We start from the raw sequence: 22,454 nt of genomic DNA, 5'->3' as shown, positions 1-22,454 counted from the left end.
CAAAAATGGAATGTTATGAGTGTTCAGGAGGGAAAATCGGAAAGAACAGCGTACAAACGGAGCCGTTATAGCTGTACAAAGTGACCGTTGCTGACTTCGCGGTAATGACGCACCGGCGGCTGATAAGTGGCTGAGCGCAGCGGGCTGGCAAGCTCTTCCGGTACCACGGGACGTGTGCGGTGAACATCCGGGTCGGGCACCGGCACGGCGGCCAGCAGTTTGCGGGTATAGGCGTGTTGCGGGTTTTCGAAGATATCGGCACGCGAACCGATTTCGACGATTTCGCCCAGATACATCACCGCCACACGGTGACTGATGCGCTCGACCACCGCCATATCGTGCGAAATAAACAGATACGCCAGCCCGAGTTCCTGTTGCAGATCGAGCATCAGATTAATCACCTGCGCTTTGACTGACACATCCAGCGCCGACACGGCTTCATCAGCGATGATCATTTTCGGCTCCAGCGCCAGTGCGCGGGCAATACAGATACGCTGCCGCTGACCGCCGGAAAACTGGTGCGGAAAGCGCGTCGCCATATTGCTTTGCAAGCCGACCTGTTCCAGCAGTTGCGCCACGCGAATGCTGGCGCTGGCGGCATCATGCAAGCCGAGGCTTATCATCGGTTCGGCAATCGCCTGACCAATGCGCATTCTCGGGTTCAGGCTTTCATACGGATCCTGAAAAATCATCTGCGCCTGGGTGCGGATATCCGCCAGCCGTGCACTGTCAGCCCGGCGGATATCCTGCCCGCGGATCAGCACATCACCGGAAGTCGCTTCCGTGAGACGTAAAATCGTGCGTCCGGTGGTGGATTTCCCGCAGCCGGATTCCCCCACCAGTGACAGCGTTTCGCCCGGTTGCAGGCTGAATGACAGATCCTCCACCGCATGCACCCGGGCAGAAACACGGCGCAGCAGACCGGATCTCACATCAAAGCGCGTCACCAGATTTTTAACCTCCAGCACCGGCTGACCGGTGCGCAGCGTATCGACAGACTCCGCCACCGGCAGCACTTCGCCGGTTTGGCTGTCGGTCAGCGGGAAGCGTTTCGGCAGCGCCACGCCGTTCATCGCGCCCAGTCGCGGCACCGCCGACAGCAGCGCGCGCGTATAAGGATGTGTGGGATGATGGAAGATTTCCCGCGTGGTTGCCTGTTCCACGGCTTCGCCACGGTGCATCACCAGCGTGCGATCCGCCACTTCCGCCACCACGCCCATATCATGGGTGATGAACAGCACGGACATGCCCTCTTCTTCCTGCAAGGATTTGATCAGCGCCAGAATTTGCGCCTGAATGGTGACATCCAGTGCCGTTGTCGGTTCATCCGCAATCAGCAAACGCGGATTACAGGCCAGCGCGATAGCAATCACCACGCGCTGACGCATGCCGCCGGAAAAACTCAGCGGATATTCATTGAGTCGTGCGGTGGCCGCCGGAATACGTACTTTCTCCAGCAACCGGACGGCTTCGGCGCGCGCGGTTTTATCGTCCATGCCGCGATGGCGTTTGAGCACTTCGGTGATTTGCACGCCGATTTTCAGCACCGGATTCAGGCTGGTCATCGGCTCCTGAAAAATCATGCCGATGCGGTTGCCGCGAATGCTTTGCATCTGCGAACGGTTGAGACTCAGTAAATCCTGACCGTCAAACCGGATGTTGCCGGAATAACGGGTCTGCTTTTCATCCAGCAAACGCATGACGGACATCGCCGTCACACTTTTACCCGAACCGGATTCGCCCACCAGCGCCAGCGTTTCTTTCGGGCCAATCGAGAACGAAAGGTCCCGCACCACATTCAGCCATTCGCCGCCCACGGAAAACGCGGTATTCAGTTTATCGACCTGTAAAACCGGGGGTTGCATCATCAATCTTTATTCCGCGGGTTGAGGATATCGCGCAGGGCGTCACCCACTAAGTTGATGGCGACGATCAGTACCAGCAGCGTGACGCCGGGGAAGAAGCTTATCCAGTAATCGCCGGACATCAGGTAATCAAAACCGTTGGCGATCAGCAGGCCGAGCGAAGGCTCGGTCACCGGCAAACCGATGCCAAGAAACGACAGCGTGGCTTCGAGCATAATGGCGTAAGCAATACGCATGGTCGCCACCACAATCAGCGGAGGCAGGCAGTTGGGCAGAATATGACGGAAAAGAATGCGCGGGTTCGACAGCGCCATGCTGCGCGCAGCGTCCACGTAACTGCGGCGACGTTCCAGCAGCGCCGAGCCGCGAATGGTGCGTGCGTAATACGCCCATTGCGTGACCACCAGCGCCAGTATGATTTTATCGACACCCTGCCCGAGTGCCGCCAGCAAAATCAGCGCAATCAGGATCGGCGGGAAGCTGAGCTGGATATCGACAATACGCATGATCAGCGCGTCCGTTTTGCCACCAACGTAAGCGCTGATCAGCCCCAGTGCTGCGCCAATGGTCAGCGCAATCATCGCGCTGGAGACACCCACCAGCAGACTGGTTCGCGTGCCGTACAAAATCGCGCTCAGCAAATCGCGCCCCTGATCGTCAGTGCCCAGCCAGTAAATCATGCCACTCATACTGGTGGTGCCCGGTTTCAGGCGGCCATCCATGATGTCGAGCTGCGATAAATCATAAGGATTTTGTGGCGAGATCCACGGCGCCAGCACCGCCAGCACAATGGCGATACCTAAAATGATCAGACCGCATAAGGAGAATTTGTTGCGCAGCAGCGCACGCACGGTGTGGTAAAACGCGGAATGCGGTTTGCCCTGAACAGCGCTGCGCGAATGTACGGAATCAGACGCCATCAGTTTTCGCCCCCCAGCCGGACGCGCGGATCCACCAGCACATACAGCACATCCACCAGCAGATTAATCAGGCTGAACATCACCACGGTGATCATCAGATACGCCAGGATCACCGGCCGGTCGAGTACGGCGATAGAATCGATGATCAGCTTGCCCATCCCCGGCCAGGCGTAAATGGTTTCAGTGACCACCGCGAAAGCAATCAGCGAACCCAGCTCAAGGCCGATGACGGTAATCAGCGGGATCAGGGTGTTTTTCAGGACGTGAACCAGCACGATGCGGCTTTCCGATAAACCTTTGGCGCGGGCGAAACGGATGAAGTCCTGTTGCAGGCATTCGAGCACACCGGCGCGGGTCAGACGGATAATCAGCGAGATTTTAAACAGCGCCAGATTCAGGGCGGGCAGGATCAGATGCGCGAGACCGTCGGCGGTAAACAGACTGACGGGGACGCCGAAAATGTCTACCGTGGCACCACGTCCGGAGGCCGGAAGCACGCCGAGTTTGACGCTGAACAGCATGATCATCATCAGGCCAATCCAGAACGTCGGCAGGCTGAAGCCTAAAATTGAGACGGTCATGATCGACTTCGATAACCAGCCGTCAGGGCGCAGACCGGCGTATACGCCGAGCGGAATGCCAATCACCAGCGCCAGCATAAACGCCACCAGCGCCAGTTCAAGCGTGGCGGGCATACGCTGGAAAATCAGGTGCAGCGCGGGCTGATTGTAGATGAAGGAGTTACCCATATCGCCATGCAGGGCATTGACCACGAACAGGCCATACTGCTCCCACACCGGTTTATCGAGGCCAAAAGACTGGATCACACTCAGGCGTTCAGCAGGCGTCGCGGTCGTGCTGAGCAGCAGGTCAACCGGATTGCCGACCAGATACACGCCGCCGAAAACCAGCAACGACATCACCAGCAGCGTCAGCAACGTTTGCCCGAAACGCCCGAGCAGGTAACGGCTCATGCGTTTGCGTCGCCATCGCGGCTGCCGTATCGCGAGAAAACACGGCGCAGCAGACTGAAAAAGCCGTATTCATCCACTTTCTGCATGACCGTGGCGTTAGGCGGCGTCGACAGTTTGTTCCAGAAATCCGCGTAGGTATATCCGGCGGTAGTACCGGAAACCGCTACGCCCACGCGCGCGGGCTGGCCTTCAAACAGGCCTGGCTGCAACAACCACGCGACGGTGGTGGCGTCATGCACCGGCCCGCCTTCGCGGCCAAACCGGTTGAGATCACTGCGGTCAAACGCATTAAGTAAAGCAGAAGTAGATTCGCCCGGCAGGCCGCCGTCCTGTTTTAATGCTTCAATATCATCTGCGCTGATCAGCGCCTGAAAAGTCATATCAAGCGGCATGATGATCAATGGCACGCCGCTGTTAAACACTTTTTCGGCGGCATGCGGATCGGCATAGACGTTAAATTCAGCCCACGGCACGCGATGGCCGAGAGCGGTAAAGGCGCAGCTCATGGTGACGATCTGTTTAATGCCACGCGCGACGTCCGGGTGCATTCCCAGCGCCAGCGCAATATTGGTCATCGGACCGATGACGCACAAGGTGATCGGTGAGTTCTCTCCGGCGGCCTGTCGTAATGTCCGCACCAGAAAATCCACCGCGTGTCCGGCCTGCGGTTGCAGTTCCGTGTCAGGCACCAGTTCATTTTTGAACGCGCCAATGTGTGCGTATTTGCCATAAACCTGTTCACGCACCAGCGGACCGGGTGCGCCGGCATAAACGGGCGTAGCGGTCCTGCCAGACAACGCGACAATTTTGCAGGCATTGCGCACGGTGTCTTGCAGCGCCACGTTGCCAGCGACAACGGTCACACCAAGCACATCCAGTTCCGGCGAGGCCAGCGCCAGCCACAACGCGATGGCGTCATCCACGCCAGGATCGGTATCGATAATGATGCGCTGGCTCATAATTTTATTTCCCGGCATAACGTGAAAGCAGTTCGTAAAACAGCGCGAAGACTTTGTCGGCCTCTGCGTGCGTGACGATATCAACGTTGGGTGTCAGTCCCGACTTGCCATACCAGTCAGCGACGGTTTGCCCCATACACAACTCGCTGTCGTGTTCGACAAACACCCGCGCTTTTTCGGTGCTGAACAGTTCCGGCGCCAGTACGTAAGCAATCACCAGCGGATCGTGTAACGGCCCGCCGCGTGAACCGTAACGGCGCACGTCGTTGCGATCCCAGAACGCCATTAATTCGCCCAACTGAACGGAGATCCGCCCGGAGACTTTGATAAATTTCGCCACATGTTCCGGCGTCAGAATCACCTGATGCGTGGCATCGAGCGGTAAAACCGTGATGTTCAGATCCGAGGAAAACACAATATGCGCGGCATGGGGATCGGCGAGCATATTGAATTCAGAGGTCATGGTGCGGTTACCGGCTTCGCGATACGCACCGCCCATCAGCACCACGCGACCAATACCCTCAGTGATCCCAGGTTTCATGCGCAGCGCCGTTGCCAGATTGGTCAGTGGCCCGAGCACGCACAGCGTCAGTGGCTGATTATGTTCAATCGCCTGCTCACAGCGGCTGATCAGAAAGTTAACGGCATGAACGGCGTCAGCCTGTTTCTGTGGCGCGGGAAAGGTGGTATTACCCAGACCGTTTTCGCCGTGAAACTGGCCGTGGATCGGCGCGCGCAGCAGCGGCTGATGACAACCGGCAAACACCGGGATATCAAGCCGGTAACCCAGCTCGGTAATTTGCAGCGCATTACGTGTGGTATTCGCCAGCGGCTGATTGCCACACACGGTGCAAATGCCGAGAATGTTCAGTTGCGGCGCGACGAACGCGCTGAGCAGTGCAATGGCGTCGTCAATGCCCGGATCGCAGTCAATGATCACCGGCAGGGTTTTCACAGCGCCCCCACGGAACGTAAAACGTCAGCGATTTCCTGACGCGCGGCCTGATTTAATGGCACCTGCGGCGGCAACGGATCGCCGACCTCAAAACCCTGCAATTGCAGCGCGGCTTTAATACAACCGGCGATAGAATATTTGGCGAAGACTTCATTGATGCGCCACAGCGGACGCTGCAACTCCATCGCCTTTTTCCAGTCGCCCTGCTTCGCGGCCTCATACAGCGCCAGACTTTGCTTCGGCACAATACAGGCCGGACCTGCCATCCAGCCCACGCCGCCAATCAGCATCACGCAGGCAGGAATGTGTGCCGATGCGGCAAAAACCTGCATCCGCCCCTGCGTGCGTTCGATAATAGACAACAACCGGCCGGTATTGGTCGAGGCATCTTTAATATAGTTGATATTTTCCACGTGACTGAGCCGCTCGATGACAGGCAGGCTGAGATCAGAACGCTGGAACTGCGGATTGGTATACAGCACAACCGGCAGCTTTCCGGCTGCGGTCGCGATGGCACGAAAATAATCCTCGACGCCCTGTTCGGGCACCGGGAAATAGGCCTCGAGGATCGCCAGAATACCGTCGACACCCAGCGCGACGTAGCGAGCGGTTTGCGCTACGGCGTCCTGAATGGTGGTGGCTGCGACACCGGCAATAACCGGAACGCGGCCTCGAGCGGCTTCAACGACAATTTTCACTATCTCCGTGCGTTGTTCTGCATTGAGATAAGCGAATTCACCTGTACTGCCGAGCGGCGTCAGACCATGCACCCCGCTGTTTATCAGGTGTTCGACCAGCGCTGTTAACACTGGTTTGTCTATCTGGCCGCCATCAGTGACCGGCGAAACCAGATAGGGATACACACCGCTAAAAGAAGTCATAGCTTCTCTCTCTTTTAGTAAACTACTACCTTAGTACAGCCCTGGTGTTGGTGCTGTATTCCCGCCTGGGTTTGGTATGCACTTTGCGTTTACTTACTGTTTCTTATGGACAAAGTACGGCAACGTATAGCCATCTGAGCGACCAACGTAGGTATAAGGTGTTTTCATCGCCCAGGTGTATGAAAGGAACAGCAACGGAATGGTGCCTTCGTCTTTCATCGCAATCTCTGTGGCGTGTTGCAGTAACTTTTCACGCTGGCCATCGTCGAGAGTTTCCCGCGCCTGCAGCAGTGTTTTATCAAATTCAGGGTTCGAGTAACGCCCGCGATTGCCTTGTCCGCCGTTCGGACCGAAGGTTTCGAGCAATGGCCCCAGCACACCGGAGGCTTCACCGGTTTCAATCGCCGCACCGCCCATAATCAGGCTGAAATCGCGTTTGGATGCACGGGAGAAATACACGCTGCCCGGCATGGTCACGACGTCAGTTTTAATGCCAACGCGGCTGAACATCTGGCCGAGCGCCTGCGCAATTTTAGAATCGTTCGGATAACGGTCATTCGACGCATGGAACGTGAGCGTAAAACCATCCGGATAACCGGCCTGCGCCAGCAATTGTTTCGCTTTCACCGGATCGTAAACCGGTGCGGCAATCGACGGCGTATAGCCGAAGTAACCTTTCGGCACCAGCTGCGACGCCGGAACGCCCTGCCCGTCCATGATGCGATCCACAATCGCCTGACGGTTTATCGCCAGCGACATCGCCTCACGCACTTCGCGTTTTTTCAGCGGATTGCTGCCATCCGGCCCTTTGGCGAATGGCGACACATCGCGATCCTGATCCGGATGTAAATACAAAATACGGTTACCGGCGACAGATTCCAGATGCAGACTGGCTTGTTTGCCCAGATCCCGCCCGTCTGCCGTCGGCACGCTTTCAATCATATCAACGTCGCCTGAACGCATTGCCGCCACGCGGGCACTCGGGTTTTTGAACACGCGCAAGGTGACGTTATCCCACTGCGCTTTTCCGCCCCAGTACTGATCGTTACGCGCCAGCACGACGTTATCGTCCGGTGTCCAGCTGACAAATTTGAACGGGCCGGTACCGATGACATCTTTCCCTTCATTAAGGGTTTGCGATCCGACCGTCTCAAGCCGGGCCGGTAAAATAGCAACACGGCTTAAGTTGTTAAGTAATAATGGTGTTGGCGCTTTGGTGACAATTCTCACCGTTAAAGGATTCACTTCGGTGACGTCAGCGATATCGTTGACGTACGGCGTATAGGCGCTCGGGCTGTTTTTTGAGGCCAACGCCACGCGTTTCACGCTGGCAATCACATCTTTGGCAGTGAAATCGCTGCCATCGTGGAATTTCACACCGGGACGCAGGGCAAATTCCCAGGTGGTGTCGTTGATGACTTTCCATGACACTGCAAGCGCTGGCGTTATGTGTTGTTTTTCGTCCTGATTCACCAGGCCGTCGAATATATTGCGCGCCATCGCACTGTTGGCACCGCCGACGTAAAACTGCGGATCCATAGACGTGGTTGATGCGGCAAGGCCGATATTAAGATCAGCAGCCTGTACGGTCTGTAAAGCAAAAAGCGTGGCCAGTGCTGAGGAAAGCACTCCTGCCAAAACGGACTTTCTCATTCATTTAACCCTTAATTATTTTAGATTTTCAGGCAATGTGTATCAGATCGTAAACTGGAGTCTAGGGGGTGGACTTCTGAATTGAAAATTGTATTTTGTGTTACATCCATAAACAAATGTTATGGATCTTGAGGATGCATATGAAAATTAATCCCAGACAGGTAGAAGCTTTTCACAAGGTGATCCTTACCGGTGGCATGACCGCCGCCGCCAATATGATGAACATTACGCAGCCTGCGGTCAGCCGCTTGATCCGCGATTTCGAATATGCGGTTGATCTGAAGCTGTTTGACCGCGACGGACGCGGGTTGATCCCGCGCGACGATGCCATCAAGTTGTATCGTGAAGTCGAGCGTTTGTATCTCGGACTTGAACATATTTCACGTATCGCCGACGAAATACGTCATTCAAAAGGCAGCGTTTTGCGCATTGGCACGGTTGCGGCGCTTTCCGCGCTGTGCGTCGAACACATTTTGCCGCCGCTGATTGAGAGTATTGACGATATCTCGCTGTTTCTGGATATCGAAAGCACGACGCACATCACCGATGTGGTGACCAGCAATCAGTACGACGTCGGGTTCATTTTCGGTAAGCCGGATGTGAAGGGGCTGGAAGCGGAAATGCTGGCGCGGGCCAATGCCGTTGCCGTGATGTCACCACGTCACCCGCTGGCCAAACAGAATGTCGTCACCGCGATGGATCTGACGCGTTACCGCCCTATTATACCCGGGCGCAAAACGCCGCTGCGTGAACAGCTCGATCAGGTGATGAGCCGCCTCGACTTATATATGAATAACCCGATTGAAACGTCGCTGAACAATTGTTGTGTGATGGCGGGGAATAATCTGGGTATCGGTGTGGTGGATTTCATCACGGCTCGCAGCCACAAAAGCGATATCGTGCTTAAGCCGTTTACGCCAGATATCAGCATCGCCTATCTCGCCGTTTTCCCGCCGCAGATCCCGAAAAGCCGTCTGGTGGAACATATCACCAAAGAAATGAAGACATTAATTGAAGGCTATTTGTAAAACTCCCCGTCAGGTTCGCCAAAATCGTACCAGTGAGTCCAACGTGTTCCCCTTCTCCCCTTTATGGTGAGAAGTCTGCGGACGGCTGGTACGTTTAATTAGATGAAAAACGTATATCAAACACTTCAGTTATCAAAATAACGAATAAAACACTTTATTTTATTCTTTAAAATCAATGAATAAAATTTACCTGCATAAATAATAATCTAATCTATAATAATTTACCTAATTTCAAACTCTTCGTTACACATTCACAACCTCGATGAGAAGTATTACTCTTTGCGCGAAATTGTTCTATTTGGTTCATTTAATAACGGGTGGTCATTAAGTGGTACCAGCTTTTCATCAACAGTTCTCTACAACCTATTTTCTACAAACCAATGCAGTGAGATAAATCATGCCAACAACAAATAACAAGTGGACGTGGCTCCTCTGGTTACTGAGTGCGCTGATGGTCGTCATCGGCCTGACACTCGGTATCGGTGGTGCGTACCTGGCCACATTAGGAGGAAGCGTTTACTTCCTGCTGATGGGTCTGGCGCTCATCGTTTCCGCCGTTTTGATTTTTAAAGGTAAGCCGTCAGGCGCATGGCTGTATGCCGTGGCCTTTGTGCTTTCTATTATCTGGGCTGTCTGGGACGCGGGCTTCACGTTCTGGCCGCTGTTCTCCCGCCTGTTCACTTTCGGCGTGCTGGCTTTCCTGGTGGCACTGGCCTATCCGTTGCTTCAGGCACGCGCGGGCCTGGTGGTGCGTAAAGGGCCAGGCTTCTCGCTGGCGGCTGTTCTGGCCGTTGCGCTGATTGCCGCATTCGGTAATACCTTCGTTCCGACGCCAATCATCAGCGCCGACAGCGATCAGGTGCCGGTGAAACCGGTAGATAAAGGTGCAGAGCAGAAGAACTGGGAAAACTGGGGTAACACTACCGCTGGCGACCGTTTTGCTGCACTGGATCAGATCAACAAAACCAACGTGGATAAACTTCAGGTTGCGTGGATTGCCCATACCGGTGATATCCCGCAGAGCAACGGCTCCGGCGCTGAAGACCAGAACACGCCGCTGCAAATCGGTGACAAGCTGTTTGTGTGTACCGCTTACAGCAAAGTGATCGCCCTGAATGTGGATGACGGTAAAAAGCTGTGGTCTTACGATTCCAACTCCACCGCACCTAACTGGCAGCGTTGCCGCGGGCTGGGCTATTACGAGAACAGCGCCGCCCCACAGGCTGCGGCGGCACAACCTGCCGCTGTGCCTGCTGCTGAACCGGCAAGCCCGACCGCTGCTTCAGAAGCCGCCGCGCCTGCCACTAACGCACCGCAAACGCCTGCTGCCACCGGCGGTACCGTCAGCGCCACCTGTGAACGTCGTCTGTTCCTGCCAACCATTGATGCCCGCCTGATTGCCATCAACGCCGACACCGGCAAGCCTTGCGCTGATTTCGGTGACAACGGCGTGGTGGATCTGAAAGTCGGCATGGGCGAAGTGAAACCTGGCTACTACCAGCAAACCTCTACCCCGCTGGTTGCGGGTAACGTGGTTGTCGTTGGCGGTCGCGTAGCGGATAACTTCTCTACCGGCGAACCTCCGGGCGTGGTGCGTGCATTCGACGTGCACACCGGCGCACTGGTGTGGGCATGGGATCCGGGTAATCCGAACATCACCAAACTGCCACCGGAAGGTCAGACTTATACCCGTGGTACGCCAAACGTCTGGTCGGCCATGTCCTACGATCCAAAACTGGGTCTGATTTACATGCCTACCGGTAACGCGACGCCAGACTTCTTCGGCGGCACGCGTACCGAGCTGGATGACAAATACAGTTCTTCTGTTGTTGCGGTAGATGTGGCCACCGGTAAAGTCCGCTGGACCTTCCAGACCACCCATCACGATCTGTGGGACTTCGACCTGCCGTCTCAGCCGCTGCTGTATGACCTGCCGGACGGGAAAGGTGGCAGCACGCCGGTTCTGGTGCAGACCTCCAAACAAGGCATGATCTTCATGCTGAACCGCGAAACCGGCCAGCCGGTCGCCAAAGTGGAAAACCGCGAAGTACCGCAGGGTAATGTCCCTGGCGAACGCTACTCCAAAACGCAGCCTTTCTCTGTCGGTATGCCAAACATCGGCAACCAGACGCTGAAAGAGTCTGATATGTGGGGCGCGACACCAATGGATCAGCTGCTGTGCCGCATCGAGTTTAAAGGCATGCGTCACCAGGGCGTTTACACGCCTCCGGGTCTGGATCGTTCCCTGCAATTCCCGGGTTCTCTGGGCGGCATGAACTGGGGCAGCGTCTCGGTTGACCCGAACAACGCCATCATGTTCGTGAATGATATGCGTCTGGGTCTGGCGAACTACATGGTTCCGCGTGCCCAGGTTCCGACCGGCGCGAGCGGCATCGAGATGGGGTTGGTACCGATGGACGGCACACCTTATGGCGCAGTCCGCGAGCGTTTCCTGTCTCCGCTGGGCATTCCTTGCCAGAAACCACCGTTCGGTACCATGTCTGCGGTGAACCTGAAAACCGGCAAAATCGTCTGGCAGGTGCCGGTCGGTACGGTGAAAGACACCGGTCCGCTGGGCATCAAAATGCGCATGCCAATGGAAGTCGGTATGCCAACGCTGGGCGCGAGCCTGTCAACGCAATCCGGCCTGCTGTTCTTCGCCGGTACGCAGGATTTCTATCTGCGCGCGTTCGATACCGCAAACGGTAAAGAAATCTGGAAATCCCGTCTGCCGGTCGGCAGCCAGTCCGGCCCGATGACCTACGTTTCACCGAAAACCGGTAAACAGTACATCATCATCAGCGCCGGTGGCGCACGTCAGTCCGCAGAACGCGGCGACTACGTGATCGCCTACGCACTGCCTGATCAGAAGTAAGATTTAGCAGTAAACGACAAAGCCCGCTGGTGCAGACCGGCGGGCTTTTTTGTTGAACGTAACCCACAGATACCTTTAATGATGTTCCTGTCTTCACGACAGCAATGTTAAAACATACTAAACAAATAATTTGGGTTAAGGAGAGTGACGAGTATGATGCAACCATTACCCTTACTAACCAAAAGGAATTGGCATGGAAATCATCGGAGACAACAGCGTTATCACCAGTGTTGCACCCAAAGGTAAGGTTGTTTACTGCCGTGGTGAAACCCCCAGATTCTGGCTGGAACTGCAATTTGTCGATGAGAATAATCTCCCCGTTACCGGACTGAAGGTCACACTGGAATACCATCCGCTGGCATCCGCGCAAGACGTCGCGATGTGGAAAAAATATAGTAATCACCACTACGATCCCACACCACCACCTAATCCCCCTGCCGGAGTGACAGACAGCCAGGGACTGGTCAGGTTCGACGATTTGTCCTGGATAACGGTCGACGTAAAAGCAGACGCACAGCAGCTGGCCGACGAAATGGAGCAGCGCCCGCTGGGACTTCGGCGCAATCCTAACAGCCAGCCGGTGAGCAAAAATGTCTTTCGTCGGGAAACGCGAGATAAAAGCTGGCGATCTGACGTACAGGAAAAAGCCGAGGCCGCAGGACATATCCACCATTACGTGACCATCGGTGAACTTTGCGATCAGTTGCCTCACATTGAAGGCTGGGAGGAGAAGGAGCCACCGGAGTTTCATTTTCAGCAAGGGCGTTCGCTGAAAGGCACAGAGATAGCGTGTCAGGCGCTAAAGCAGCGGCACGTCATTGAAATCTGCCCGTTCCGGGCGTGGGTGCTGGCACTGCATGACACCACCGCGTTTGATCTTGCCAACAGCCTAAACCTCGGCATTATGGCTGACCTCGCCTATTCGGCTGAAGCGAAGAACAATACCATTGATTATTTCTTCCGGAATAAATGTCAGGATCTGTCTGCAATCCCGCAGTTTGCCGAATTCCCGTCTTATTACCACACGCTGGCCGTAGATGTCCCCTTCCGGGAACGTTATCTTGCACCTGTGTATCTGAATACGGGTGAGGGGTTAAATCCTGAGGGTGACACCAGGCTTTTTACAGTTGAGTGTGATACTCACATTATCGTTGCGTGGTGCGGTACGGACAGTTTGTTAAACGCTCTGACAGATATCTCCTTTGCGCCCAAAAAATGCCAGCCTGAGCTTGGTGGCGTGGGTCACATACACGGCGGTTTTTTGAAAGCCTACCAGCTAGCAAAACAAAGATTCGAGCTTAGATTTCAGAACGTAATCACTTCTCTAAATGAAGGGAGAGGCACGAAAAAACTTTTCATCTGTGGTCACAGTCTGGGCGGTGCGCTGGCCTTAACCTATGCTGCCGAGATGAAGAACAGCCGCCCTATTTTGTATACTTTCGGTATGCCACGCACCTTCACTCGCGCAGCAGTGCTCGGACTGGACGCTGTAACTCATTACCGCCACGTCAATGATAACGATTCAGTCACCCAAATTCCTCCCGATGCCGATGTAGACAATATTTTCTATGAGAAATGGGGGCCACTGGGCGACAAACTCGGCTTCGACTGGTCGGTGACAACACTTACCGGTTTGGGAGTGGCTGTTCGCGACCTGGCTTTTCAGTCCACAGGAATTTCCGATAAAAAAGATCCCTACTGGCATCACGGCAATACAGTGATATTTTTCCAGGCTCAGCAGTGCGTGATGCAATCCCGTCATCAGAACGTTCCGTGGATAGGCGGCGGAGGCAGCGATAATCCGGCACCCGGCGTGGTGAGCACCTGCCATAAGCAGTCGGTGAAACTCTTTCTGGTGCCCTCACTGAATGAAGAATGCCTTAATGCCACCGGCGAGCATCAGGCGAAGTTTATCGGGTGTCTGGATACCGTTAACCTGAGAAAAACCTTCCCCAGAAACACTAATCCCGAACTGGACGGACTTTTGAGTAACCCTTCCAGCCATTCTATGGCACACCGCTACCTGCCTTATATCCATAATCAGGTACTTGAGCTGGCAAATCCGGATCTTGAGATGGACCGGAAGGAGAAGCGGGCTGAGTTCAGGCAGGAGATTGAAGCAACTGCCAAAGGAAGTGCTAATCAGGATGAAGTACAGCGAAACCAGGAATTTATAGCGCTTCAGGATATGTTGCCGGTGGCACTAACCCGCACCCGCTCAGAAGATGTGGGCAAAAATGCCCTGCTACGTTTTGCTGCAGTTACGGAGGAAGAAGTTGAATTTTCTAAATAAAACAGCCCTGTTGATGCCGACAGTATTTTTGCTTTCCGCCTGTTATGGCAAAACAGACCAGACGTTGTCACCGCCGGAAAATGCCCGGCGCGTGACCATAGCCGTCAGGGTTCCTGAAGGCATTACACTATTGCCATTGCAAATGCTTTACCGTTCTGAACGGTGCAAGACTAAAAGCTACAACTCGAGTAATGAAGCCTACGAAATTCGCGGATATAACGGTTTTATGCAGGCATTCCCCCCGCAGGAAAACAGTGATATCAGACAGCAGCGGATTGCCATTGATGGCGGCGGGCCATGTCAGTGGCAGCTTAATTCCATTAAAGTCAGCTTTAAATTTTCCAATGACAATCCTCTAGTACAAGGGAAGAAAATAATTACTACTAATTATATTTTTGATTTTGATGATTATGGCTTTAGTGATGGTTACGCCACCGGTGAAGCACAAATTACCAGTGGAAATCTTGAATTGAAAACAGATTTTTTTCCTATGGTTATTATAAATCAAATGTTCAATCAAATATCTATTGAGATGTTTGGTGGTGATACAAATTATGACAGATGGAGCCGACGTTACAAACTTCAAGATACTCAGAAAATAGCCATTGAACCGATATTACACTCTCAGAAAGAAGTATTACTACAGGGTGATGAAGAACGTGGAGTCGGGATGATGATCACTTATCCCAATGGAAGCATTGAGCATGTACGCAAGATAAAGCCTGATTATGAAAAGCTACTATCGATGAAATAGAAAGGGATTCTTTCGTTTTACATATTCAAGGAGGAAGAAGTTGAATTTTTTAAATAAGAATTATGCGGTTATATCCTTTATCGTGCTGCTTTATGGCTGTGATAACACTCCCGACCGCACTCTGTCTCCACCTCAGAATGCAAAGTGGATCGACGTGGTCTTCACGCTTCCGGCAGATACCGTTCTTTTACCAATGGAAGTTCTTTACCGTTCAGATAAGTGTAAAACAGTGCGTTATAACTCGAGTAATGAACCTCATGATATTCCCGGTTATAACGATTTCGAGAAGCCATTCGGTCAGCAAGGAAGCAGTAATATCTGGCGGGCACATATCGCCATTGATGGCGGCGGAAAATGCCAGTGGCAGCTTAATTCTATCAAGGTCAGTTTTAGGATTGCTGATAATAATCCTCTGGTGCAGGGGAAAAAGGGGTTTGCGACCAATTATATCTTTGACTTTGATGATTATGGATTCAGTGATGGCTACGGTACAGGTAGGGCAATCATGGTCAGTGGAAATCTTGAATTGAAAACAGATTTTTTCCCTATGGTTATTATAAATCAAATGTTCAATCAAACATCTATTGAGATGTTTGGTGGTGACACAAATTATGACAGATGGAGCCGACGTTACAAACTTCAAGATACTCAGAAAATAGCCATTGAACCGATATTACACTCTCAGAAAGAGGTATTACTACAGGGTGATGAAGAACGTGGAGTCGGGATGATGATCACTTATCCCAATGGAAGCATTGAGCATGTACGCAAGATAAAGCCTGATTATGAAAAGCTACTATCAATGAAATAGAAAAGGAATTATTTCATTTTACATTTTCAAGGAGGAAAAAGTTGAATTCTCTAAATAAAACAGCCCTGTTGCTGCCGACAGTATTTTTGCTTTCCGCCTGTTATGGCAAAACAGATCAGACGCTGTCACCGCCGGAAAATGCCCGGCGAGTAACCATAGCCGTCAGGGTTCCTGAGGGCATTACACTGTTGCCATTGCAAATGCTTTACCGTTCTGAACGGTGCAAGACTAAAAGCTATAACTCGAGTAATGAAGCCTATGAAATTCGCGGATATAACGGTTTTATGCAGGCATTCAACCCGCAGGCAAACAGTGACATTAGACAGCAACGGATTGCCATTGATGGCGGCGGGCCATGCCAGTGGCGGCTTAATTCCATTAAAGTCAGTTTTAAGATTGCTGATGGCAATCCTCTCGTTAAAGGAAAAGAGGTTTTCGCTACTAATTATATCTTCGATTTTGATGATTATGGATTCAGTGATGGTTACGGCACCGGAAGGGCAATGGAAGCCAGCGGGGATATTATTTTAAAGACAGATTTTTTCCCAATGGTTACTTATCACATTGATAATACTACTAGCTTGAAATTTTTTGGTGGAGATACTGGATTTAAACAATGGAGACGCAGATATAAACTTTTTAATACACATCGGATACTTGTTGCACCGAATATTCATTTAACAAAAGTTGTTACACTCATTCCGCCTGAACAAAAAGAGGATAGAGATTTTTCAGCGATTTATCCTGATGGGAGTACCGAAAAAATTCCGTATATTTATCCTAATTACGAAAAACTGCTACCCATGAAATAACGAAGTCATTATGAAGTTACCTTCAGGGAGGAAAAAGTTGAATTCTCAGTGTAAATAAAGCCCCGCGGGTCTGCACCGGCGGGGCTTTGTCGCGCGGTGCTGATATCTTAAACCTGCGCCTCCAGCCTCACCCGCTGCTGTTCCATCCCGGTTAAAATAGCGTCTGCCAGTTCAGGAGGAAACGAAGCAGGGAGCTGCCTTGCGACATTTTCAATAACGACCGGTACGAGCTCGATGAGCTCATCGATCATGGTTTCTATTTGCCGTTTACCTAACCCGCTCTGCTCGCCCTGCTTAATCCAATGCCTGCGCAGGATCTTGCTGATCAGGTAATAAATTATCAAAATAATCGCGAACCACATTGCCGCGATGCACCTGATTACCCGGCGTAAACGGCAGGGAAAGCGACAAAGGTCGCCCTTGTGGGTCCTCTGTCCATTCGGGCGAGTACTGTAAACGATCCTCGCCTTTTTGCTTATCCCAGTACCCCACAGGAATACCGTTCATCCATATCGCTAAACGCTGCTGCGCACGACGCATATCATCACCATTGTTCCTTTCTGGCGGGCGTACTTAAATAATCCGGCTTGATTTCCTCCATAGAGGGTTTTTCAGGATCGGATTGTGAGGAAAACACCATCTCAATGCCCAACACATTAAATACCCGAAACAGCCGGTCAAGGCTGGCAGTAGCAGGGTTTGCCTCCAGTCGGGCATATGTCTGCTGGGTCACGCCCAGTTTTTCTGACACATCCTTTTGCGTCAGACCTTTTTCCTTACGGAACCCCACCAGTAACGGACGGAGCTGGTTAAGTGTTTTTAACGGATAGACTGTATTCATTATTTTGGCTCTGGTATCGCGGTTCTTATACAGATTATAGGCTGTATTCAGCACATTACACCCTAAAGGCTGTAAAAACAAAATACAGCCTGCAAGCTGTTAAAGATAAATACAGTTTATAAGCTGTAATTTGCCCACTACTGCCCCCTCATGCTCAAATACCGGTTTCACGCCCGGATGAAACCTCATGAAAAAAAGCGAATTTATCGCTCAGGATTTACTGAGCAAGATTTATCAGAACAGCGGATCGCTGCCGGAGAAGTTACCGCCGGAGCGCCAGTTAGCGGAAGAATACGGGGTTTCGCGCTTTACCGTGCGCAAGGCGCTGGAAAAACTGGTGAGCATCGGGGCGGTGCGCATTGTGCAGGGCTCGGGAATTTACATTAACCCCGGCGTGAGCAGTAATCCGCTGGTGTACAACTCGATCACCGAAAAGAAATTCGCCGAAATCAGCTTTAAAATGCTGGAGCTGCACAAGCGGCGGCCGGATAAAGAAGAGCAGCAGGTTTTCGATCTGAATGTGGATGATTTTATCTGGGCATTCATCCGTTTGCGGCGTATCAGCCAGCGCAACGTACAGATTGAATACTCCCGTATGCCTGCCCGTGAATTTGGTGATCTGAATCAGAAGACCATCGAACATTCCATTCAGCAATATGTTCTGAGCAAGGGCTATGCGATTTCACATTCCCTCACCCGCTATCAGGCGGTGACAGTCAATAAAGAACAGGCGCACATCCTGGGATGTAAAAAAGGCATTGCCGCCATGCACATTACCAACAGAGGCATTTTGCAGGGCGGCAAAGTTTATGCGTTCAGCGACATTATCGACATCGATTATTCCTGTACCTACATCATCCCGTTTAATCAGGACAATCTGGCTTTCCGCCAGAAGTAACACCCTGTTGTCAGGGCGTGTGGATCACGCCGTCCGGCAGGCGGCTTTGCGTCCATTCATGCGGACGGTACACCACCGGAAATTCAGCCGCAGCCTGGCTGTTAAAGCCCACACCAATGCCCGCTTCTTCTCCCGGATAGAAATACCCGTTCTCCGGTGCCCGTGCGCCCGGAAAGACCTGCTGCGTGTTAGCCGGATACGCGACAAATTCCTGAATTGCCGCATTATGCAGATGAATATTCAGATGCGTATTCACGGCTGCACCAATCGGCGTCATATCAGGCGGACAATGCCACGCCAGTCGCACGCCAAAGCTCTGACAGAAATGCGCCAGTTTTAATGCCGGTGTGATACCGCCGATTTGCGAAACATGGCAGCGGATAAAGTCTATGCGGCGGTTAATAACCAGTTCTTTCCATTCCGCCGGATTATTAAATAATTCACCGGTCGCCAGCGGCACCGCAGTCTGGCTGCGGATTTGCGCCAGCCATTCGTTCTGGTCCGGCGGCAGAATATCTTCGATAAAGTAAGGCCGGTACTGCTCGACGGCTTTGGCGAACTGCACCGCCTGCTGCGGGAACAGCCGTTCGTGAACGTCATGCAGAATGTGGAACTGATTGCCGTATTTTTCACGCAGCGCTTTGAACATCGCCAGCGTGTTGTCGATGTACTGATCCTGATCGTAATACGCACCCGCCGTCGGTTGGCGGGTGCTGTGGAAATCACGCGCATTACCGCCGTAAAAACCTAGCTGGCAGCGGATATGGCGGTAACCTTCAGCCAGCAAGCGATCCACTTCACCGTACAATTCTTCCAGCGTTTCACCGGCCGCATGGCTGTACGCCGTGACGGCATCTTTCGATTTACCGCCAAACAGATGATACAGCGGCATATCTGCCAGCTTGCCTTTGATATCCCACAGCGCCATATCAATGCCCGCAATGGCGTTATTGATCACAGGTCCGTTACGCCAGTAAGCGTTCACCATCATCATCTGCCACAAATCTTCGATGTGATTGGCATCGCGGCCGATCAAAAGCGGTTTGAGATATTCATCCACCATCAGTTTGACCGCCAGCGGGCGCTGCTGGAATGTCGCGCAGCCCAGACCGAAAATACCACGATCAGTTTCAATTCTGACCACCACTAAATTATGACGATCAGGGCGCGTTATCTGACATTCGATATGAGTAATCAGCACAGGCTGCATGATAAATCCTTAATAAAGACCGTAATTCCTTTTCACAAAAAGGCGGCGGGAATATTCGTATAGAGGTTATTTCAACGTATTTTTATCCTGCTTGTAAACCTAAAATTCAGGCTTTTATTTTGGTTTGAAAGCATGGCTGAATATCGCCAAAAAACAGACCAATTTAACCATGATGCACTAAACCAGCACCGATCAGTGAAGTTCTGTGACGGGGATCCTGTTTTATTGGTTTGTTTTTAAAAATATCCCTCATTACACTCCTCTTCACTCAAATAAAGAATAATTGATTTTTTCGTCGCGGGGTTCAGGGTGAATACAGAAATAATGCTCTCGGTAATTAAACTGGTGGGCGGTGCGGGAAATATTAATAAAGTCTGGCACTGCATGACCCGCCTGCGTTTTGATTTACGCGACGAAAATAAAGTGGCCTGGGATGAGATTAAAAATCTGCCCGGCGTGCTCGGCGCGCAAAGCCAGAGTGATCAGGTGCAAATCATCATCGGACCAAAGGTGAATGTCTGGTACGAGGCCATCGTGTCGCAACTGGATCCGGTGAGCGGCAACGCCGAAACACCAACAGGAAATGTTTCCACAAAAGGAAGAAAAAGCCTGGTATCGATGTTCATGGATACTGTCTCCGGCGTGTTCGGCCCGATCGTTCCGGCCATTGCGGGCGCGGGGATGATTAAAGGTTTACTGGCCGGACTGATTGCCCTGAAAGTCATATCGGCTAAAAGCGAAACCGTGATGATCATCGATTTGATCGCCAGCGGCGTATTTTACTTCCTGCCGTTTTTCCTCACGGTTTCTGCGGCGAAGATCTTCAAAACCAATGAATATCTGGCCGCTGCCGTAGCCGCCTGCCTGATGTACCCGACACTGATGGACGCGGCGAAAGCACTCGCCAGCCACACGGCCGGGGCACCGACAGCGTTGTATTTTATGGATGTGCTTCCGGTGTCTGTTTTCAACTATTCGGCAAGCGTCATTCCGGTAATTTTCTCGGTGCTGGCGCTGAGTTACATCCATCGCTGGGTCGATAAAATCATGCCGGATGTGCTGAAAACCGTCTTTACACCAACGCTGACACTGTTTATCGCGGCGCTGGTATCACTGACGCTGATTGGTCCGGCGGGGATTTATCTCGGTAAGTTGCTGGCGTTTGGCATCCAGGGATTGTTCGATGTATCGGCGGTGTTTGCGGGCTTTATTGTCGGCGCGATCCGCCCGGTGGCGATCCTCACCGGCATGCATCACGCCATGACGCCAATTGCGTTGCAGAACTTTACTGATCAGGGCTGGGACATGCTGATGCCGATGATGTTTATGGCCAACATGGCGATTGCCGGATCCACCTTTGCGATTTATTTCCACGTTAAAACCCGTGAACAAAAATCCGTGGTGCTCTCTGCGGCGATTTCCGGCTTGCTGGGGATCACCGAACCGGCATTATTCGGCGTGCTGACGCGCTACAAAAAAGCCTTTATCGCCACCACCATCAGCAGTTCCGTGGCGTCGGCATTTATCGCGTTCTTCGGAGTGCGTTTGTACGGCTATATTCTGTCGAGCATTTTCAGCCTGCCCGCTTACATCGGTCCCTATTTCATTTACATTCTGATGGGCGTAGTGCTGTCACTGGGGCTGTCGTTTACGCTGACCTACCTGATGGTCGTCAAAAACAAAGGCACCGAACAATCGGTGCCTTTGGTGAATCAAACGCGCTGAGATTTATCAGGCCGCTGTCTTTGAATGCGTAAGCTCAGACAGCGGTGCATTCTGAATAAGATTGGTCAGACGCCCGATATTTTCGATTTCCACTTCAATCTTGTCATTCTCATGCAGGAACAACGGCGGTACGCGGGTTTTACCCACACCGCCCGGTGAACCGGTCATGATCACATCGCCCGGAGAAAGCTGGGTGAAGGTGCTGATGTAGGCAATCATCTGCGGAATGGTGTGCACCATATTGGCTGTGGTGTCGTCCTGCACCAGCCGGTCATTCAGCCAGGTTTTGATACTCAGATTTTGCGGGTCGCCGACTTCATCCGGCGTCACCATCCACGGGCCAAATGCGCCTGTCGATGGCCAGTTTTTACCTGCGGTATACCATTTATGCTGCCAGTCGCGTACTGAGCCATCCATGTAGCAGCTGTAACCGGCGACAAAATCGAGTGCGTTTTCTGCTGAAATATTGCGGCCCGTGCGGCCGATAATAATCGCCAGTTCGCCTTCATAATCAAACTGCTCAGAAGAAGCCGGTTTAATGATGGTGCCGTTGTGACCGACCTGCGAATCCGCGAAGCGGACAAACAATGTCGGCGCGTCGCTGGTTTCATTAAATTCTTTGCGTTTTTCCGCGTAGTTCATGCCCACGCCGAAAATTTTGCCCGGCCTGTCGATAACCGGCAGGAAACTGATGTCATTCAGTTGAAGATCCGCAGGGGACTCAACATAGCGTTGCAGTTCTGCAAGTGAATGGCGTGCCATGAATTCGTTAATATCGCGGCATCCTGAGTGACTGCCGACGTCGACAATCCCCTCTTTTTGGTAGATACCGAAGCTTTTGGTGTGGTCTTTATTGATGGTGAAATTAACAATTTTCATAGATGCACTTAGATTCTTATTTTACTTAAAACAGGTAAATTCGCTGGCGTTCGTGTTGCGAAAACGGCGTGCCGGTCACAACGTTGGCGTGATTATTGACCCTGCCTCTCATGCCTTCTAC

19 protein-coding genes and 1 pseudogene are annotated in these 22,454 nt (G+C 52.3%); 8 read left to right on the top strand and 12 right to left on the bottom strand.

The annotated features are described in order from the left end of the window. Positions 1-65 precede the first annotated feature (65 nt). The 7 genes from ABIC79_RS15425 to ABIC79_RS15395 all read right to left on the bottom strand — a co-directional run bounded on the left by ABIC79_RS15425 (position 66) and on the right by ABIC79_RS15395 (position 8,207). Positions 66-1,865: an ABC transporter ATP-binding protein gene (locus tag ABIC79_RS15425; protein WP_041689189.1), complete on the bottom strand. Its 1,800-nt coding sequence runs from the start codon at positions 1,863-1,865 to the stop codon at positions 66-68. Positions 1,866-1,867: 2 nt separating this feature from the next. Next, a complete protein-coding gene (locus ABIC79_RS15420) occupies positions 1,868-2,785 on the bottom strand; it encodes an ABC transporter permease (RefSeq protein ID WP_013577972.1) in 918 nt (305 codons plus the stop codon). Continuing rightward, entirely contained in the window at positions 2,785-3,759 is a 975-nt protein-coding gene (locus ABIC79_RS15415) for an ABC transporter permease (protein WP_013577973.1), read from the bottom strand. Before ABIC79_RS15415 ends, ABIC79_RS15420 begins: the two co-directional genes overlap by 1 nt. Next, positions 3,756-4,718 (bottom strand): nucleoside hydrolase, encoded by a 963-nt coding sequence (locus ABIC79_RS15410; protein WP_112197107.1) that lies wholly within the window; start codon positions 4,716-4,718, stop codon positions 3,756-3,758. Before ABIC79_RS15410 ends, ABIC79_RS15415 begins: the two co-directional genes overlap by 4 nt. A 4-nt stretch (positions 4,719-4,722) precedes the next feature. Next, positions 4,723-5,673 carry a nucleoside hydrolase gene (locus ABIC79_RS15405; RefSeq protein ID WP_013577975.1) on the bottom strand — a complete coding sequence of 317 codons (951 nt, stop codon included), beginning with the start codon at positions 5,671-5,673 and terminating at the stop codon, positions 4,723-4,725. After that, positions 5,670-6,554, bottom strand: a complete 885-nt coding sequence (locus ABIC79_RS15400) for a dihydrodipicolinate synthase family protein (protein WP_014416608.1) — start codon at positions 6,552-6,554, stop codon at positions 5,670-5,672. Before ABIC79_RS15400 ends, ABIC79_RS15405 begins: the two co-directional genes overlap by 4 nt. Positions 6,555-6,647: 93 nt before the next feature. Continuing rightward, positions 6,648-8,207, bottom strand: a complete 1,560-nt coding sequence (locus ABIC79_RS15395; protein ID WP_013577977.1) for an ABC transporter substrate-binding protein — start codon at positions 8,205-8,207, stop codon at positions 6,648-6,650. Between the two features lie 140 nt (positions 8,208-8,347). Between ABIC79_RS15395 and ABIC79_RS15390 the strand changes: the two genes are divergently transcribed. The 6 genes from ABIC79_RS15390 (at position 8,348) to ABIC79_RS15365 (ending at position 16,780) form a co-directional block, all read left to right on the top strand. Next, positions 8,348-9,235 (top strand): LysR family transcriptional regulator, encoded by an 888-nt coding sequence (locus tag ABIC79_RS15390; RefSeq protein WP_013577978.1) that lies wholly within the window; start codon positions 8,348-8,350, stop codon positions 9,233-9,235. Positions 9,236-9,632: 397 nt separating this feature from the next. After that, positions 9,633-12,110: a membrane-bound PQQ-dependent dehydrogenase, glucose/quinate/shikimate family gene (locus ABIC79_RS15385; protein WP_121019850.1), complete on the top strand. Its 2,478-nt coding sequence runs from the start codon at positions 9,633-9,635 to the stop codon at positions 12,108-12,110. A gap of 193 nt (positions 12,111-12,303) precedes the next feature. Continuing rightward, on the top strand, positions 12,304-14,403 hold the full coding sequence (locus ABIC79_RS15380) for a lipase family protein (RefSeq protein ID WP_119262374.1): 2,100 nt from the start codon (positions 12,304-12,306) through the stop codon (positions 14,401-14,403). Further along, positions 14,387-15,157, top strand: coding sequence for a hypothetical protein (locus ABIC79_RS15375; protein WP_240966981.1), 771 nt, complete (start codon positions 14,387-14,389; stop codon positions 15,155-15,157). The genes ABIC79_RS15380 and ABIC79_RS15375 overlap by 17 nt, the downstream gene beginning before the upstream one ends. 40 nt (positions 15,158-15,197) lie before the next feature. Next, a complete protein-coding gene (locus ABIC79_RS15370) occupies positions 15,198-15,968 on the top strand; it encodes a hypothetical protein (RefSeq protein WP_191996270.1) in 771 nt (256 codons plus the stop codon). 41 nt (positions 15,969-16,009) lie between these two features. Further along, positions 16,010-16,780, top strand: coding sequence for a hypothetical protein (locus ABIC79_RS15365; RefSeq protein WP_240966982.1), 771 nt, complete (start codon positions 16,010-16,012; stop codon positions 16,778-16,780). Positions 16,781-16,887: 107 nt separating this feature from the next. On the opposite strand, the gene ABIC79_RS25665 is transcribed toward ABIC79_RS15365, so the two are convergent. From ABIC79_RS25665 to ABIC79_RS15355, 3 genes and pseudogenes are all read right to left on the bottom strand, one after another. Then, the gene (locus ABIC79_RS25665; protein WP_502947774.1) at positions 16,888-17,142 is read right to left on the bottom strand and encodes a hypothetical protein; all 255 of its coding nucleotides are present in this window, start codon (positions 17,140-17,142) and stop codon (positions 16,888-16,890) included. Next, positions 17,099-17,320, bottom strand: a pseudogene (locus tag ABIC79_RS15360) (HipA N-terminal domain-containing protein); the annotation flags it as partial. The pseudogene ABIC79_RS15360 and the gene ABIC79_RS25665, both read right to left, overlap by 44 nt. A gap of 4 nt (positions 17,321-17,324) precedes the next feature. Beyond that, positions 17,325-17,621 (bottom strand): helix-turn-helix domain-containing protein, encoded by a 297-nt coding sequence (locus ABIC79_RS15355; protein ID WP_121019978.1) that lies wholly within the window; start codon positions 17,619-17,621, stop codon positions 17,325-17,327. A gap of 187 nt (positions 17,622-17,808) precedes the next feature. On the opposite strand from ABIC79_RS15355, the gene ABIC79_RS15350 reads away from it, so the two are divergent. After that, a complete protein-coding gene (locus ABIC79_RS15350) occupies positions 17,809-18,519 on the top strand; it encodes a GntR family transcriptional regulator (protein ID WP_013577982.1) in 711 nt (236 codons plus the stop codon). 10 nt (positions 18,520-18,529) lie between these two features. Here the strand turns inward: ABIC79_RS15350 and ABIC79_RS15345 are convergent, their stop codons facing one another. Continuing rightward, positions 18,530-19,729 carry an enolase C-terminal domain-like protein gene (locus ABIC79_RS15345; RefSeq protein WP_013577983.1) on the bottom strand — a complete coding sequence of 400 codons (1,200 nt, stop codon included), beginning with the start codon at positions 19,727-19,729 and terminating at the stop codon, positions 18,530-18,532. Between the two features lie 324 nt (positions 19,730-20,053). Between ABIC79_RS15345 and ABIC79_RS15340 the strand changes: the two genes are divergently transcribed. Then, complete coding sequence (locus tag ABIC79_RS15340; protein WP_354567787.1) at positions 20,054-21,454, top strand: PTS transporter subunit EIIC; 1,401 nt, start codon at positions 20,054-20,056, stop codon at positions 21,452-21,454. A 6-nt stretch (positions 21,455-21,460) separates the two neighbouring features. Here the strand turns inward: ABIC79_RS15340 and ABIC79_RS15335 are convergent, their stop codons facing one another. Further along, positions 21,461-22,333 carry a fumarylacetoacetate hydrolase family protein gene (locus ABIC79_RS15335; protein ID WP_112151483.1) on the bottom strand — a complete coding sequence of 291 codons (873 nt, stop codon included), beginning with the start codon at positions 22,331-22,333 and terminating at the stop codon, positions 21,461-21,463. Positions 22,334-22,454 lie beyond the last annotated feature (121 nt).

This window comes from Rahnella sp. 2050, from assembly GCF_040544515.1.
Classification (GTDB): domain Bacteria; phylum Pseudomonadota; class Gammaproteobacteria; order Enterobacterales; family Enterobacteriaceae; genus Rahnella; species Rahnella aceris.
The sequence above is the reverse complement of the archived record's forward strand: the minus strand, read 5'-3'. Positions and strand labels throughout refer to the sequence as shown.

Coding starts and splice junctions, on each gene's coding strand:
- ABIC79_RS15345 (WP_013577983.1), bottom strand. CDS start 19,729: ATGCAGCCTGTGCTGATTACTCATATCGAATGTCAGATAACGCGCCCT.
- ABIC79_RS15340 (WP_354567787.1), top strand. CDS start 20,054: ATGCTCTCGGTAATTAAACTGGTGGGCGGTGCGGGAAATATTAATAAA.
- ABIC79_RS15425 (WP_041689189.1), bottom strand. CDS start 1,865: ATGCAACCCCCGGTTTTACAGGTCGATAAACTGAATACCGCGTTTTCC.
- ABIC79_RS15415 (WP_013577973.1), bottom strand. CDS start 3,759: ATGAGCCGTTACCTGCTCGGGCGTTTCGGGCAAACGTTGCTGACGCTG.
- ABIC79_RS15395 (WP_013577977.1), bottom strand. CDS start 8,207: ATGAGAAAGTCCGTTTTGGCAGGAGTGCTTTCCTCAGCACTGGCCACG.
- ABIC79_RS15335 (WP_112151483.1), bottom strand. CDS start 22,333: ATGAAAATTGTTAATTTCACCATCAATAAAGACCACACCAAAAGCTTC.
- ABIC79_RS15355 (WP_121019978.1), bottom strand. CDS start 17,621: ATGAATACAGTCTATCCGTTAAAAACACTTAACCAGCTCCGTCCGTTA.
- ABIC79_RS15400 (WP_014416608.1), bottom strand. CDS start 6,554: ATGACTTCTTTTAGCGGTGTGTATCCCTATCTGGTTTCGCCGGTCACT.
- ABIC79_RS25665 (WP_502947774.1), bottom strand. CDS start 17,142: ATGTGGTTCGCGATTATTTTGATAATTTATTACCTGATCAGCAAGATC.
- ABIC79_RS15410 (WP_112197107.1), bottom strand. CDS start 4,718: ATGAGCCAGCGCATCATTATCGATACCGATCCTGGCGTGGATGACGCC.
- ABIC79_RS15390 (WP_013577978.1), top strand. CDS start 8,348: ATGAAAATTAATCCCAGACAGGTAGAAGCTTTTCACAAGGTGATCCTT.
- ABIC79_RS15385 (WP_121019850.1), top strand. CDS start 9,633: ATGCCAACAACAAATAACAAGTGGACGTGGCTCCTCTGGTTACTGAGT.
- ABIC79_RS15420 (WP_013577972.1), bottom strand. CDS start 2,785: ATGGCGTCTGATTCCGTACATTCGCGCAGCGCTGTTCAGGGCAAACCG.
- ABIC79_RS15380 (WP_119262374.1), top strand. CDS start 12,304: ATGGAAATCATCGGAGACAACAGCGTTATCACCAGTGTTGCACCCAAA.
- ABIC79_RS15350 (WP_013577982.1), top strand. CDS start 17,809: ATGAAAAAAAGCGAATTTATCGCTCAGGATTTACTGAGCAAGATTTAT.